The following is a 15,084-nucleotide window of genomic DNA, read 5'->3' on the forward strand; positions in this document are numbered from 1 at the left end:
CGTACCGTCCGTACCGTCCGCGTCGTCACAGCGAGCCCACGTCCGTCACCCGGACCACGGCGCGGCCCTCCTCGTCGGAGGCGTCGAGGTCGACCTCGGCCGAAATCCCCCAGTCGTGGTCGCCGTTGGGGTCGGCGAAGACCTGCCGGACTCGCCACAGGCGCCTCGTAGGCTCCTCCTCGATCTGCAGCAGCTTGGGGCCGCGCGCGTCGGGACCGGTGCCCAGGTCTTCGTACTCGTCCCAGTAGGCGTCCATAGCGTCGGCCCAGGCGTCGGCGTCCCAGCGGGAGCCCTCCTCCAGGTCCGCCAGTTCCTGGTGGCGCTCCAGGGCAGCCAGCTCCACCCGGCGGAACATCGCGTTGCGCACCAGCACCCGGAAGGCCCGGGCGTTGGAGGTGACCGGCTTGACCTGGTCGGCGCGCTCCTGCGCCTCCTCGGCCGTCATCTCCTCCGGGTTGGCGAGCTGCTCCCACTCGTCGAGCAGGCTGGAGTCCACCTGGCGCACCAACTCGCCCAGCCAGGCGATCAGATCCTGCAGGTCCTCGGACTTCAGGTCGTCCGGGACGGTGTGCTCCAGCGCCTTGTAGGCACCGGCGAGGTAGCGCAGCACGATGCCCTCGGTGCGGGCCAGCTCGTAGTGCGACACGAACTCCGAGAAGGTCATGGCGCGTTCGTACATGTCCCGCACGACCGACTTCGGGGACAGCGGGTGGTCGCCGACCCACGGATGGCTCTTGCGGTAGACGCCGTACGCGTGGAAGAGCAGCTCCTCCAGGGGCTTGGGGTAGGAGACGTCCTGCAGGCGCTCCATCCGCTCCTCGTACTCGACGCCGTCGGCCTTCATCGCCGCGACCGCCTCGCCACGGGCCTTGTTCTGCTGGGCCGCCAGGATCTGTCGGGGGTCGTCGAGGATGGACTCGACAACGGAGAGCATGTCGAGCGCGTACGACGGCGATTCCGGCTCGAGCAGTTCGAAGGAGGCCAGGGCGAAGGTCGACAGCGGCTGGTTGAGCGCGAAGTCCTGCTGCAGGTCGACGGTGAGCCGCACGATGCGGCCCTCCTCGTCGGGCTTGTCCAGCTGCTCCACGACGCCGCCCGCGAGCAGCGAGCGGTAGATGGCGATGGCCCGCCGGATGTGCCGCAGTTGGGCGCGGCGGTCCTCGTGGTTGTCCTCGAGAAGGTGGCGCATCGCCTCGAAGGCGTTGCCCGGCCGGGCGATCACCGACAGCAGCATCGCGTGCGTGACCCGGAAACGGGAGGTGAGCGGTTCGGGGTCGGAGGCGATGAGCCGCTCGAAGGTGCTGTCCGACCAGGCGACAAAGCCCTCGGGCGCTTTCTTACGGACCACCTTGCGGCGCTTCTTCGGGTCGTCCCCGGCCTTCGCCAAGGCCTTCTCGTTCTCGATGACATGCTCCGGCGCCTGCGCCACCACGAACCCGGATGTGTCGAAGCCGGCCCGGCCCGCGCGGCCCGCGATCTGGTGGAACTCCCGCGACCGCAGGGTGCGCACCCGGTTGCCGTCGTACTTCGTCAGAGCGGTGAACAGCACGGTACGGATGGGGACGTTGACACCGACCCCGAGGGTGTCGGTGCCGCAGATCACCTTCAGCAGCCCGGCCTGCGCCAGCTTCTCCACCAGGCGGCGGTACTTGGGCAGCATGCCGGCGTGGTGCACGCCGATGCCGTGCCGTACGTAACGCGACAGGTTCTTGCCGAATTTGGTGGTGAAGCGGAAGTTGCCGATGAGTTCGGCGATGGCGTCCTTCTCCGCCCGGGTGCACATGTTGATGCTCATCAGCGCCTGCGCCCGCTCCACGGCGGCCGCCTGAGTGAAGTGCACGATGTAGACCGGCGACTGCCGGGTCTCCAGAAGCTCCGTCAGCGTCTCGGTGAGCGGCGTGGTGACGTACTCGTACGACAGCGGCACCGGCCGGGTCACGGACCGTACGACCGTCGTCGGGCGGCCGGTGCGGCGGGTGAGGTCCTTCTCGAAGCGCGAGACGTCGCCGAGCGTCGCCGACATCAGCAGAAACTGCGCCTGCGGCAGCTCCAGGATCGGGATCTGCCAGGCCCACCCGCGGTCGGCCTCGGCGTAGAAGTGGAACTCGTCCATGACGACCTGGCCGACGTCCGCGTTCTTGCCGTCCCGGAGCGCTATGGACGCCAGCACTTCGGCGGTGCAGCAGATGACCGGGGCGTCGGGGTTCACCGAGGCGTCGCCGGTGAGCATGCCGACGTTCTCGGTGCCGAAGAGCTTGCACAGGTCGAAGAACTTCTCGGAGACCAGTGCCTTGATGGGAGCGGTGTAGAAAGTGACCTCGTCCCGGGCCAGGGCGGCGAAGTGCGCACCCGCCGCGACCAGGCTCTTTCCGGATCCGGTCGGGGTCGACAGGATCACGTTCGCCCCCGAGACAACCTCGATCAGCGCCTCCTCCTGGGCGGGGTAGAGCGAGATGCCCTGACTCTCCGCCCACGTCGAGAAGGCTTCGAACAGGGCATCGGGGTCGGCCTCGGAAGGCAGCTGATCGATAAGGGTCACCCCACCATCTTGCCTGCACCGGGGACCCAGGGTGGAACCGGCGGCATGGCGGAAGATCAACCGGCGGTATGGTGTGCCCTCGATTACGGGTCAACTCCGCCTGGTGGCGGGCCGAAAGGGGCGGGGCCAGAACATGATGGGACCGGCGCACTCACTGTCCGGAGCGGCTGCATGGCTGGGGGTGGGAGCGGCGGCTGCCGGCTTTGGTCACCCCATGCCGTGGCCGACGCTCGTGGTCGGTGCCCTGATCTGCGCGGGCGCCGCCCTCGCTCCCGACCTCGATCACAAGGCGGCGACGATCTCGCGGGCCTTCGGCCCGATCTCCCGGGCCCTGTGCGAGATCATCGACAAGCTCTCGTACGCCGCCTACAAGTCCACCAGGAAGCCTGGCGACCCCCGTCGCTCCGGTGGCCACCGCACCCTCACCCACACCTGGCTCTGGGCAGCGCTGCTCGGCGCGGCCTGCTCGGCGGGGGCGGCCTTCGGAGGCCGCTGGGCGGTGCTCTTCATTCTCTTCGTGCACATGGTGCTGGCGGTGGAGGGCCTGCTGTGGCGGCAGGCCCGGGTCTCCAGCGATGTGCTGGTGTGGCTGCTGGGCGCCACCAGCGCCTGGATGCTCGCCGACGTGCTGGACAGCACCGAGAACGGCAAGGGCTGGCTGTTCACCGGCCCCGGTCAGCAGTACCTCTGGATAGGGATCCCCGTCGTGCTCGGCTCCCTGGTGCACTGCATCGGCGACGCCCTGACCGTCTCAGGCTGCCCGGTCCTGTGGCCCATCCCGATAGGCCGCAAGCGCTGGTACCCGATGGGGCCGCCGAAGTTCATGCGCTTCCGGGCCGGCAGCTGGGTGGAGATCAAGGTGCTGACCCCGGTCTTCTTCTGCGTCGGCGGCGTGTGCGCGCTGGGGGCGCTCGGCGTAATCGGCTAGCTAGACCACGCCGAGCCTGCGCCCCCAGGGCCCCGGTCCTGGGGGCGCAGGCTCGGCCTAGCCGTGCCAGGACCGCCACAGGGCCGCGTACGCCCCGTCGGCCTCGACGAGCTGGTGGTGGCTGCCCAGCTCACTGATCCGGCCGTCCTCGACCACCGCGATCACATCCGCGTCGTGCGCGGTGTGCAGCCGGTGCGCGATGGCGACCACCGTGCGTCCGTCCAGCACCCGGGCGAGCGAGCGCTCCAGGTGCCGGGCGGCGCGCGGGTCGAGCAGCGAGGTGGCCTCGTCGAGCACCAGGGTGTGCGGGTCGGCGAGGACCAGCCGGGCCAGCGCCACCTGCTGGGCCTGGGCCGGGGTCAGCGCGGTGCCGCCGGAGCCGACCTCGGTGTCCAGGCCGTCGTCCAGACCGCGCGCCCAGCTGTCGGCGTCCACCGCGACCAGCGCCTCCCACAGCTCGGCGTCGTCCGCGCCCTCCCGGGCCAGCCTCAGGTTGTCGCGCAGGCTGCCGACGAAGACGTGGTGCTCCTGGTTGACCAGCGCCACGTGCTCGCGGACCCGCTCGGCCGGCATCCGGGCCAGCTCCGCCCCGCCCAGTGTCACCTCGCCCGCCCTGGGCGCGTAGATCCCGGCCAGCAGCCGGCCCAGGGTGGACTTGCCCGCACCGGACGGACCGACCAGCGCCAGCCGGGTGCCCGGCCGCACCCGCAGGCTGATCCCGTGCAGCACATCGCCACCCGTCCGGTAGCCGAAGCGCACCTGGTCGGCGTGCACGTCCCGGCCGTCGGGCGAGAGGTGCTCGTCCGCGCCGTCCTGCTCGATCTCGCGGACCCCCACCAGACGGGCCAGCGACACCTGGGCCACCTGCAGCTCGTCGTACCAGCGCAGGATCAGGCCGATCGGGTCGACCAGCATCTGCGCGTACAGCGCGCCGGTGGTCAGCTCACCGACCGACACCCAGCCGTGCAGCGCGAAGGTCCCGCCGATCATCAGCACCGAGCCGAGGATCAGGACATGCGTGAAGTTGATGGCCGGGAAGAGCACGCTGCGTAGCCACAGCGTGTAGCGCTCCCAGGCCACCCACTGCCGGATCCGCAGCCGCGACAGCTCCTCGCGGCGGTCACCGAGCCGGTGTGCCTCGATGGTGCGCCCGGCGTCGACGGACTCGGTGAGCACCGCCGCCACTGCCGCGTATCCCGCCGCCTCCGACCGGTACCCCGCAGGGGCGCGCCGGAAGTACCAGCGGCACACGGTCAGCAGCAGCGGCACCGCGACCAGCACCGCCAGCGCCAGCGGCGGCGAGGTCACGGCCAGCGCCCCCAGCAGCAACCCCGCCCACACCACGGCGATGGCCAGCTGAGGCACCGCCTCGCGCATCGCCTCGGACAGCCGGTCGACGTCCGTGGTGATCCGCGACAGCAGATCCCCGGTGCCCGCCCGCTCCAGCACGCCCGGCGGCAGCCCCACCGCCCGTACGAGGAAGTCCTCGCGCAGATCGGCCAGCATCCGCTCGCCCAGGATCGCGCCCCGCAGCCGCACCAGCCGTACGAACGCGGCCTGCACGGCCAGCGCGACCGTGAACAGCACGATCGTGCGCCCCAGATGCAGATCCCGGACACCGGACGACAGGTCCTGCACCAGACCGCCGAGCAGATACGGCCCCGCCATCGAGGCGATGACCGCGACGCAGTTGACGGAGACGAGCACCGCGAAGGCGGCGCGGTGCCGCCGGGCCAGCTCGCCCACGTACGCGCGCACGGTGGCGGGCGAGCCGACCGGAAGGGTCGTGCTCTGCTGCGGCGCTGCCGGATCGTACTCCGGCGGCTTCACGCCGATCATGCGGATTCCTCAGCTCTCTGCAGCTCGTGCTCGGTCTCCCGGGTGACCACGGCGCGGTAGCCGAGGTCGCCGTGGAGCAACTCATGGTGGGTGCCGACCGAGTTCACGGACCCGTCGGTGACGAACACGACCTGGTCGGCCCGGTCTAGCAGCAGCGGGCTGGAGGTGAACACCACGGTGGTGCGCTCCGTCCGCAGCTCCTTCAGGCCGAGGGCGATCCGCGCCTCGGTGTGCGAGTCGACCGCACTCGTCGGCTCGTCCAGGACCAGCACCTCCGGATCCGTCACCAGCGAGCGGGCCAGGGCGAGCCGCTGCCGCTGCCCGCCGGACAGCGACCGCCCGCGCTCGGTGATCCGGGTCCGCATCGGATCGCCCGAGTCGTCCACCGAGGCCTGCGCCAGCGCGTCCAGGACGTCCCCGCACTGCGCCGCCGCCAGCGCAGCCTCCGGGGTCACCGCCCCGGACGACGGCACCTCGAGCAGCTCCCGCAGCGTCCCCGATAGCAGCACCGGGTCCTTGTCCTGCACCAGGACGGCCGCCCGGGCCTCGGCCAGCGGCAGTGCGTCCAGCGCCGTGTCCCCCAGCAGCACCGAGGGGTCCGCGGCGTCCCGGCCCGGGCTGTGCCCCCCGAGCCGGTCGGCCAGCAGCCCGGCGGCATCCGGGTCGCCGCACACCACCGCGGTCAGCAGCCCCGCCGGAGCCAGCAGCCCGGTCACCGGGTCGTAGAGGTCACCGCCGGGCGCGCTCCCCTCACCGGAGGCCACTTCCTCAGGGACCCCGCGCTCCAACGACAGGATGCGCGCCGCACGCTTCGCGGAAGGCCGCGAGAAGGAGTACGCCATCGCGATCTCCTCGAACCCGCGCAGCGGGAACATCAGGAAGACCACCGTGCCGTAGACGGTGACCAGCTCACCCACCGAGACCCGCCCGGCCAGCGCCAGCCGCGCCCCGTACCAGGCCACCCCGACCAACAAAAGCCCCGGCAGCACGACCTGTACCGCACTGATCAGCGACCACATGCGCGCGCTGCGCACGGCCGCCGTCCGGACCTCCTGCGAGGCACCCCGGTAGCGGGTGAGGAACAGCTCCTCGCCCCCGATACCGCGCAGCACCCGCAGCCCCGCCACGGTGTCCGAGGCCAGCGTGGTGGCCCGGCCGGCCTTCTCCCGCTGCTCGTCCGCCCGCCGGGTGGCCCGGGGCAGCAGAGGCAGCACGGCGAACGCCAGCACCGGGATGCCGGCCGCCACCATGCCTCCGAGCGCCGGCTGGTAGACGACCAGCGCGACCGCGATGCCAATCGTCGCGACGAAGGCGGAGGTGAAGCGGGCCAGCGCCTCGACGAACCAGCCGATCTTCTCGACATCGCCGGTGCTCACCGCCACCACTTCGCCCGCCGCGACCCGCCGGGTCAGCACCGAGCCCAGCTCGACGGTCTTGCGGGCCAGCAGCAGCTGCACCCGCGCCGCCGCGGTGATCCAGTTGGTGACGGCCGTACGGTGCAGCATCGTGTCGCCGAGCGCGGTGAGCACGCCCAGGACCAGCATCAGCGCACCGGCCATCGCGAGCCGCCGCCCCGAGTGGTCGACCACGGCCTGGACCGCGATCCCGACCGCCGCCGGGAACGACGCGACGGCCGCCATGTGGAGCGTTCCCCACAGGGCGGCCATGACCTGCCCGCCGATCTGGCGTTTCTCCAGCCAGAGCAGAAGACGGAAGCCTGACCGGGTGTCGGGGACACCAGGGTCGGCATGAGGAAGATCGCGAAGCGACATGACGTCCCGACATGGACTGGGGGGTGAAAGGGAGACGTGTCAGGGTCGCGTTACCGAGGTCACACTTTCAACCGGTTTTTCTCCCCGCCGAACGGAACGCGCCATCCCGCGACCACCCGGTGGTCGTCATGGGCGACATCACGGACCTGGAGGGCTGATCCGGGCACGCCTTCTGGCGCCCGCGGCACAACTCACGCTTCACTCCTGTCGCATGAGACGTCGACAGATCATGTCCATGCTCGCCGCCTTGTTCGGGCTCGTCCTCCTCGCCGCCCCGGTCGCCGCGGCCGCGACGCCCCCGGCCGAATTCGGCTCCGACTGGCACGACCCGGTCACCGCCGCCCCGCCGATAGCCACTCCGGACACCAGATCCTGCACGGTGACGGTCGCCGACACGCAGTTCAAGGACTTCACCCCCTACACCGGCACCTACACCCCGCCCGCCGACTGCGGGACCCGCTGGAGCAAGGTCGTCCTGCACCTCGACGGCAGCGTGGCCGGCCGCCAGTACGACCGCCTCGGCTACCTCCACATCGGCGGCGTCGAGATCCTCCGCACCTCCACCCCCGAGCCCTCGCCCGACGGCATCTCCTGGTCGGCCGAGAAGGACGTCACCCGCTACGCCTCCACCCTGCGCGCGCAACAGCCCGTCGAGATGCTGATCGGCAATGTCGTCGACGACACCTACACCGGCGTCATCAACGTCAAGGTCACGCTCACCTTCTACACCGCCGAAGGCCGTACGAAGGCGGCCCCCGCGGCCAGCACCCCCGACCAGGTGATCCCCCTCGACTCCACCACTCTCACCACCCCGCGCAACAGCGAGCGCATCGTCGCCGAGGTGTACGCGACCGGATCGGGCGGCGGCTGCGAGGAGTTCTGGTACCTCGCCGTCCCGGCCGATGTCCCGTACTCCTGTCAGGCAGGCGACGACGGGCCCAACCGCGAGGTGCAGGTCACCGTGGACGGCCAACTGGCCGGAATCGCCTCGCCCTACCCGCACGTGTGGACCGGCGGCTGGTCCAACCCCTTCCTCTGGTACGTGATCCCCGCTCCCCGCGCCTTCGACGTCCAGCCGATCGACTACGACCTCACCCCCTTCGCCGGACTGCTCAACGACGGCAAGCAGCACCGGGTCCAGGTTTCCGTGGTCGGCGTCCCCGAGGGCCAGAGCGGCTGGAGCGTCCCCACCAACATCCTGGTCTGGCAGGACGCCCACCGTGAGCACGTCACCGGTGCGCTCACCGTCCACAAGGAGAGCGCCCCGGCCGTCTCCACCTCATACGACCCCGGCACCGACCTGCGCACCCTCGACGCCAAGGGCAGTCACCAACTCACCGTCTCCGGCTACGTCAACACCTCCCACGGCCGGGTCACCACCACCGTCCACCGCACGCTGACCGCGGCCTCGACCCACACCTGGAACGCCGACGAGACCACCGACGCCCTCAAGGCCCGCTGGACCGACGACGAAACCCACACCGTCAACGGCACCGCCACCCGCACCCGGCGCACCTACACCATGGACGGCGCGATCACGATCGGCTCCGACGACCGGCTGCGCACCGCCATCTCCCTCGGCGACCACGCAGCCGTCACCGGTGCCACCCGCTCCCGGCTCGACGACACCTACACCGGTGACGCCACCTGGACCCTGAACGTCCCCCGCGACCAGCGCCACGCCGTCGGCACCTCGGCCGAGCGCTACCGGCTCACCGGCGACGGCGCCTGCTACGACCGCTCCCTCGCCACCGCGCAGGGAACGCTGACGGAGGATCGGCGGCGCTGCTGAGGTGAGGCGGCTTTTCCTCGCCGCAATAGGGGGTTCCCCAACCACAAGGTTTCTGCAAGCGACTGAAAGTATTTCCACGAGGAGTCTTGACGTGTTCCCGTCCGAGGGCCAGTCTCCTGACCGGAGTTCCCACGGGCGGGAACGCCTCATCCCCTCACGGCGGCCTGGCGCGTGGCTGTCTTCAGGGCACCTGTGTGCCCGTTGCAGCAAAGGAGCCGCAACCCATGAGATCCCGTGTACTGCGCGGGGCGCTCGCCGGGCTGCTCGCCGCGACCGGCCTCGTCGCCATGTCGCAGCAGCAGGCCCAGGCCACGCCACCCGGCAGCAAGGACGTCACCGCCACCCTCTTCGAGTGGAAATACGCCTCGGTCGCAAGTGCCTGTACCGGCACCCTCGGCCCGGCCGGCTACGGATACGTCGAGGTTTCCCCGCCGCAGGAGCACATTCAGGGCTCGCAGTGGTGGACCTCGTACCAGCCGGTCAGCTACAAGATCGCCGGCCGGCTCGGTGACAGCACCGCGTTCAAGAACATGGTGACCACCTGCCACAACGCAGGCGTCAAGGTCATCGCCGACGCCGTCATCAACCACATGACCGCCGGCTCCGGCACCGGCACCGGCGGCACCTCGTACACCAAGTACAACTACCCGGGCTACTACCAGGACCAGGACTTCCACTCCTGCCGAACCAGCATCTCCGACTACACCAACCGTGCCAACGTCCAGAACTGCGAGCTCGTCGGGCTGGCGGACCTTAACACCGGCAGCGACTACGTACGTTCCACCATCGCCGCGTACCTCAACAACCTCATCTCGCTGGGCGCCGACGGCTTCCGCATCGACGCTGCCAAGCACATCGCCGCCTCCGACCTCTCCGCCATCAAGGCCAAGCTGACCAACTCCTCGGTCTTCTGGGCCCAGGAGGTCATCTACGGCTCGGGCGAGGCCATCCAGCCGAGCGAGTACACCGGCACCGGCGACGTGGACGCCTTCCAGGGCGCGTACGACCTCAAGCGGGTCTTCACCAACGAGAAGCTGGCCTACCTCAGCAGCTGGGGCGCCGCCTGGGGTGCGGGCTATCTGCCCAGCTCGCAGTCCCGCACGTTCGTCGACAACTGGGACACCGAGCGCAACGGCTCCACCCTCAACTACAAGTACGGCAACACCTACACCCTGGCCAACGTCTATCTGCTGGCCTGGGCCTACGGCTCCCCGAACGTCTACTCCGGCTACGAGTTCTCCGACAACGACGCCGGCCCGCCCAACGGCGGCACCGTCAACGCCTGCTACAGCGACGGCTGGAAGTGCCAGCACGCCTGGCCGCAGATCGCCGCCATGGTCGGCTTCCACAACGCCGTCTCCGGCACCTCGGTGACCAACTGGTGGGACAACGGCAACAACGCCATCGCCTTCGGGCGTGGCAGCAAGGGCTACGTCGCGATCAACCACGAGAGCGGCTCGATCAGCCAGACCTTCACCACCTCGCTGCCCGCGGGCAGCTACTGCGACGTGCAGCACAGCGGCAACCGCTACACGGTCGGCTCCGACGGCAAGTTCACCGCCACCGTCGGCGCCGGTGACGCCGTCGCGCTCTACGTCGGCGCGACCTGCTAGGGGTTGGTTCTCAGCAGCGGCCCGGCGCGGTGTCCAGGACGGCGAGCAGCGCCGTCAGGGCCTCGCGCTGGGCCGCGTCCAGTGGGGCCAGCAGATCCTCGGCGGCCGCACGGCGGGCCTGCCGCAGCCGTTGCAGGGTGGCGCGGCCGTCGTCGGTGAGCTCGATGCGTACGACCCGTCGGCTGGCGGGATCGGGGACACGCCGTACGAGGGCGTGCGCCTCCAGCGCGTCGACCAGGGTGGTCACGGCGCGCGGCACGACATCCAGCCGCTGGGCCAGGTCGGCCATGCGGGGCGGCGTTTCGCTGTGCGAGACGGTGCGCAGCAGCCGCGCCTGAGCGGGGGTGACGCCCAGCGGTTCGAGGTGGCGCCGCTGAGCGCGGTGGAGCCGGCGGTTGAGCCGCAGCAACTGGTCGGCGAGGCGGCCGGTGGTCTCGTCGGCCTGAGCGGCGGCGGTGCGGGATTCCATGGACCGATCCTATCAGGACCTGGTTCATTGTGAGTATAGGTAACAATGAACTACACTCCAATCGTCATGCCCCGCCCGACCCCCCGAGGAGCCCTTTGCGCCCCGAACATCGCCAGGAACTCGCCCCGCGGTGGACGCCACCGCCCAAGGACCCGGACCGGCCCACCGAGGTACGCCGCGTCCTGAGCCTCTTCCGTCCCTACCGCGCCCGGCTCGCCTTCGTCGGCCTGCTGGTCGCCGCCGCCTCACTCGTCTCGGTGGCCTCGCCCTTCCTGCTGCGCGCCATCCTCGACACCGCGATCCCGCAGCACCGCACCGGGCTGCTCAGCCTGCTCGCCCTCGGCATGATCGCCACCGCCGTCCTCAACAGCGTCTTCGGCGTCCTGCAGACCCTCATCTCCACCACCGTCGGCCAGCGCGTCATGCACGACCTGCGCACCGCCGTCTACGAGCGCCTGCAGCGCATGTCCCTCGCCTTCTTCACCCGCACCCGCACGGGCGAGGTGCAGTCCCGCATCGCCAACGACATCGGCGGCATGCAGGCCACCGTCACCTCTACCGCGACCTCCCTGGTCTCCAACCTGACCTCGGTCGTCGCGTCCGTCGTCGCTATGCTCGCCCTTGACTGGCAGCTCACCGTCGTATCCCTGCTGCTGCTCCCGGTCTTCGTCTGGATCGCCCGCCGTGTCGGCGGCGAGCGCAAGAAGATCACCACTCAGCGGCAGAAGCAGATGGCCGCGCTGTCCGCGATCGTCACCGAGTCGCTTTCCGTCAGCGGCATCCTCCTCGGCCGCACCATGGGCCGGGCGGGCTCGCTCACGCGCTCCTTCTCCGACCAGTCCGAGCAGCTCGTCGACCTCGAGGTCCGCTCCAACATGGCGGGCCGCTGGCGCATGTCCACCATCGGCATCGTCATGGCCGCCATGCCCGCCGTCATCTACTGGGCCGCCGGCATGGTCGGAACCGCCGTCTCCCTCGGCACCCTCGTCGCCTTCGTCACCCTCCAGCAGGGCCTCTTCCGGCCCACTGTGCAACTACTGTCCACCGGTGTCGACGTGCAGACCTCGCTCGCGCTCTTCCAGCGCATCTTCGAGTACCTCGACCTGCCGGTCGACATCACCGAGCGCCCCGATCCGGTGCGGTTCGCGCGTGCGCGGGGTGACGTCCGCTTCGAGGACGTCACCTTCTCCTACGACCCCGCCTCCGGCAGCCGCACGCTGGCCGGCATCGACCTCACCGTCCCCGCCGGCGCCAGCCTCGCCATCGTCGGCGCCACCGGCTCCGGCAAGAGCACCCTCAGCTACCTCGTGCCCCGCCTCTACGACGTCACCGGCGGCCGCGTCAGCATCGACGGCACCGACGTCCGCGACCTCGCCTTCGACACCCTCGCCGAGACGGTCGGCGTCGTCGCCCAGGAGACGTACCTCTTCCACGCCTCCGTCGCCGACAACCTCCGCTTCGCCAAGCCCGAGGCGACCGACGAGGAGATCGTCGCCGCCGCCCGCGCCGCCCAGATCCACGACCACATCGCGGCGCTCCCCGACGGCTACGACACCCTGGTCGGCGAACGCGGCTACCGCTTCTCCGGCGGCGAGAAGCAGCGCCTCGCCATCGCCCGCACCATCCTGCGGGACCCGCCCGTCCTCGTCCTCGACGAGGCCACCAGCGCCCTCGACACACGTACGGAGCAGGCCGTCCAGGACGCGATCGACGCCCTCTCGGCCGGCCGTACGACCATCACCATCGCCCACCGTCTCTCCACCGTGCGCGACGCCGACCAGATCGTCGTCCTCGACCACGGCCGCATCACGGAACGCGGCACCCACGACGAGCTCCTGGCGGAAGGCGGCCGCTACGCCGCCCTCGTGCGCCGCGATGCCGAGCTCGCCCCCGCCGCCTCGGCGTGATCACGTGATCAACCGCACACGCCGTCAGTGCCGTCCCGGGCCGCCCGGCCCTGTGGCGGCGCTAGCGTGTGCCGTGCCCGCAGCCGACGCCCGCAGGAGGTTCCCCATGGCCGTGCCCGACCCCTCCGCCCGGCTTCTGGCCCGTCTGCTCGCCACGTCGGGAACGGCTCACTTCGTCGTGCCGGGCCCCTTCGACGCAATGATCCCCCGCTCGTTGCCGGGCAGCCCGCGGGCCTGGACCTATGCCAGCGGGGCGGCGGAGCTGGCGCTGGCGGCCGGCATCGCGCTGCCGCTCACCCGTCGTACGAGCGCGCTGCTCGCGGCGGGGCTGTTCGCGGCCGTGTTCCCGGCCAACGTCAAGATGGCCCGGGACTGGCGCGACCGCCCCGCCCCACTGAAGGCCGCCGCCTACGCGCGGCTTCCGCTTCAGGCCCCGCTGGTGCTGTGGGCTCTCAAAGTGAGCCGGAGCGCCGAGGCCTGAGCGGCCAGGGCCGCGCTGGTCACCGGCCACTGTCAGTGCCCCGTTCTAACCTCGGACAGTGACCTCACCCAGGACCGTTTCCATCGCCGTCGCCGCTGATCCGCTCGGGATCGGCGGAAGGCTGCAGGTGCTGGGCGAGGACGGGACCGCCGCAGGACCGGCCGACAGCGTCAGCGATCTCGCGGCCGCCGTCGCCGAGAGGGAGGCACGGCAGGCTCCGCGCTGGGTGTGGGCCGCCACCGAGGAGATCTACCCCGGACTCCTCGCCCGGCTCACCGTGCGCCCTGCCCGCTGTCACGACCTCAAGCTCGTCGAGTCGCTACTCCTGGCCCACGAGGAGCGGTACGGACTGCCCCGCGCCCTCGGCGCCGCCTGGGCCCGGCTGCGAGGCCTTCCGGTGCCCGACGACCCGCCCGACGGCGGACCCGACGACCAGCCCGTGCTGTTCGCCGCCGACCGGCAGCGGCTGCCGGCCGGGACCGACCCGCTGGTGGCCGTGGCCGCCGTCCACGCCGACCAGCAGCGCCGCATCGCCCTCGCCGAACACCCGGACCGGATGCGGCTGCTGTGCGCGGCGGAGTCGGCAGGAGCGCTCGCCGCCGCCGAGATGACGTACGACGGGCTGCCGTGGAGCGCCGCCGCGCACGATGAGCTGCTGACCGGCATGCTCGGCCCGCGCCCGACGGGAGGCGGGACGAGACCGAAGCTGCTGGGGGAGTTGGCGGGACAGATCCAGGAGGCGCTGGGCCGGCAGGTCAACCCGGACTCGCCCGCCCAGCTGCTGCCCGCCTTCGCACGGGTCGGCGTACAGATCGCGTCCACCCGCTCCTACGTGCTGCGCGAAGTGGAGCACCCGGCGGCCGCCCTCCTGCTGCGCTACAAGGAGCTGTCGCGGATCCACTCCGCCCACGGCTGGGCCTGGCGCGAGCAGTGGGCTCCCGCAGGAAGGTTCCGCCCGGAGTATGTGGTCGGCGGGGTCGTGTCCGGGCGCTGGGCCACCCGGGGCGGCGGGGCGCTGCAGATCCCGCGCTCCCTGCGGGCGGCCGTGGTCGCCGACCCGGAGCACCGGCTGGTCGTCGCGGACGCCGGGCAGTTGGAGCCCCGGGTGCTGGCCGCGATGTCCGGCGACGACGGCCTGGCCAGGGCAGCCGCGGAGGGCGACCTGTACGCGGCCCTGGCCCGCACCGCCTTCGACGGCGACCGCCAACGCGCCAAACTCGGGCTGCTGGGCGCCATGTACGGGCAGACCAGCGGCGAGGTGCGGCCGCTCCTCGACGTACTGCACCGGCGCTTCCCCGACGCCATGCGGCTCGTGGAGTCCGCCGCCCGCACCGGCGAGGCCGGCGGCGTGGTCCGCTCCCGCCTCGGCCGCACCTCCCCGCCGCCGTCCAGGGACCGGCAGGACATGACCGACGGCGACGCCCGCGCCTGGGGCCGCTTCACCCGCAACTTCGTCATCCAGGCCAGCGCCGCCGAATGGGCCCTGGCCATGATGGCGTCACTGCGCCGCCGCCTCACCGCACTCGGTGACGGTGGCAACAGCGGCGCCGGCCCGCGGCTGGTGTTCTTTCTGCACGACGAGATCATCGTCCACACCCCCGAAGAGCAGGTCCAGGCCGTCGAATCCGCTGTCGCCGAATCCGCCGACGAGGCCCGCTGCCTGGTCTTCGGCCGAACCCCGGTTCTCTTCCCCCTGGAGACCCACACCGTGCGGTGCTACGCGGACGCCAAGTAGCCCGGGGCC

Annotated in this window: 10 protein-coding genes; 6 read left to right on the forward strand and 4 right to left on the reverse strand. The window is 71.2% G+C overall.

Annotated features, from left to right (window positions below; translation table 11 throughout):
* Window positions 1-25 precede the first annotated feature (25 nt).
* Window positions 26-2,599: a DEAD/DEAH box helicase gene (locus EFK10_RS39725; RefSeq protein ID WP_206305781.1), complete on the reverse strand. Its 2,574-nt coding sequence runs from the start codon at window positions 2,597-2,599 to the stop codon at window positions 26-28.
* Window positions 2,600-2,672: 73 nt separating this feature from the next.
* On the opposite strand from EFK10_RS39725, the gene EFK10_RS39730 reads away from it, so the two are divergent.
* Window positions 2,673-3,467: a metal-dependent hydrolase gene (locus EFK10_RS39730; RefSeq protein WP_127360536.1), complete on the forward strand. Its 795-nt coding sequence runs from the start codon at window positions 2,673-2,675 to the stop codon at window positions 3,465-3,467.
* Window positions 3,468-3,524: 57 nt separating this feature from the next.
* Here EFK10_RS39730 and EFK10_RS39735 read toward each other — a convergent pair whose 3' ends face one another.
* Both EFK10_RS39735 and EFK10_RS39740 read right to left on the reverse strand, forming a co-directional pair.
* Complete coding sequence (locus EFK10_RS39735; RefSeq protein WP_127360506.1) at window positions 3,525-5,306, reverse strand: ABC transporter ATP-binding protein; 1,782 nt, start codon at window positions 5,304-5,306, stop codon at window positions 3,525-3,527.
* A complete protein-coding gene (locus EFK10_RS39740) occupies window positions 5,303-7,078 on the reverse strand; it encodes an ABC transporter transmembrane domain-containing protein (RefSeq protein WP_127360507.1) in 1,776 nt (591 codons plus the stop codon). Before EFK10_RS39740 ends, EFK10_RS39735 begins: the two co-directional genes overlap by 4 nt.
* Before the next feature lie 211 nt (window positions 7,079-7,289).
* Here EFK10_RS39740 and EFK10_RS39745 point away from each other — a divergent pair, with 211 nt between their 5' ends.
* Together EFK10_RS39745 and EFK10_RS39750 are read left to right on the forward strand one after the other, a co-directional pair.
* The gene (locus EFK10_RS39745; protein WP_127360508.1) at window positions 7,290-8,870 is read left to right on the forward strand and encodes a peptide-N4-asparagine amidase; all 1,581 of its coding nucleotides are present in this window, start codon (window positions 7,290-7,292) and stop codon (window positions 8,868-8,870) included.
* Between the two features lie 224 nt (window positions 8,871-9,094).
* On the forward strand, window positions 9,095-10,483 hold the full coding sequence (locus tag EFK10_RS39750) for an alpha-amylase (protein ID WP_127360509.1): 1,389 nt from the start codon (window positions 9,095-9,097) through the stop codon (window positions 10,481-10,483).
* A 10-nt stretch (window positions 10,484-10,493) separates the two neighbouring features.
* On the opposite strand, the gene EFK10_RS39755 is transcribed toward EFK10_RS39750, so the two are convergent.
* A complete protein-coding gene (locus EFK10_RS39755) occupies window positions 10,494-10,952 on the reverse strand; it encodes a MarR family winged helix-turn-helix transcriptional regulator (protein WP_127360510.1) in 459 nt (152 codons plus the stop codon).
* 95 nt (window positions 10,953-11,047) lie between these two features.
* Between EFK10_RS39755 and EFK10_RS39760 the strand changes: the two genes are divergently transcribed.
* The 3 genes from EFK10_RS39760 (at window position 11,048) to EFK10_RS39770 (ending at window position 15,075) form a co-directional block, all read left to right on the forward strand.
* On the forward strand, window positions 11,048-12,859 hold the full coding sequence (locus EFK10_RS39760) for an ABC transporter ATP-binding protein (RefSeq protein ID WP_127360511.1): 1,812 nt from the start codon (window positions 11,048-11,050) through the stop codon (window positions 12,857-12,859).
* A gap of 106 nt (window positions 12,860-12,965) precedes the next feature.
* Window positions 12,966-13,340, forward strand: a complete 375-nt coding sequence (locus EFK10_RS39765; RefSeq protein ID WP_127360512.1) for a DoxX family protein — start codon at window positions 12,966-12,968, stop codon at window positions 13,338-13,340.
* A gap of 58 nt (window positions 13,341-13,398) precedes the next feature.
* Window positions 13,399-15,075, forward strand: coding sequence for a bifunctional 3'-5' exonuclease/DNA polymerase (locus tag EFK10_RS39770; RefSeq protein WP_127360513.1), 1,677 nt, complete (start codon window positions 13,399-13,401; stop codon window positions 15,073-15,075).
* The last annotated feature ends 9 nt before the right edge of the window (window positions 15,076-15,084 follow it).

Source organism: Streptomyces soli (assembly GCF_003999195.1).
Taxonomy (GTDB): Bacteria; Actinomycetota; Actinomycetes; order Streptomycetales; family Streptomycetaceae; genus Actinacidiphila; species Actinacidiphila soli.

What these genes read in the sequence shown, in the direction of transcription:
- EFK10_RS39730 (WP_127360536.1), top strand. Translation starts at nt 2,673, where the DNA reads ATGATGGGACCGGCGCACTCACTGTCCGGAGCGGCTGCATGGCTGGGG.
- EFK10_RS39740 (WP_127360507.1), bottom strand. Translation starts at nt 7,078, where the DNA reads ATGTCGCTTCGCGATCTTCCTCATGCCGACCCTGGTGTCCCCGACACC.
- EFK10_RS39745 (WP_127360508.1), top strand. Translation starts at nt 7,290, where the DNA reads ATGAGACGTCGACAGATCATGTCCATGCTCGCCGCCTTGTTCGGGCTC.
- EFK10_RS39750 (WP_127360509.1), top strand. Translation starts at nt 9,095, where the DNA reads ATGAGATCCCGTGTACTGCGCGGGGCGCTCGCCGGGCTGCTCGCCGCG.
- EFK10_RS39735 (WP_127360506.1), bottom strand. Translation starts at nt 5,306, where the DNA reads ATGATCGGCGTGAAGCCGCCGGAGTACGATCCGGCAGCGCCGCAGCAG.
- EFK10_RS39755 (WP_127360510.1), bottom strand. Translation starts at nt 10,952, where the DNA reads ATGGAATCCCGCACCGCCGCCGCTCAGGCCGACGAGACCACCGGCCGC.
- EFK10_RS39765 (WP_127360512.1), top strand. Translation starts at nt 12,966, where the DNA reads ATGGCCGTGCCCGACCCCTCCGCCCGGCTTCTGGCCCGTCTGCTCGCC.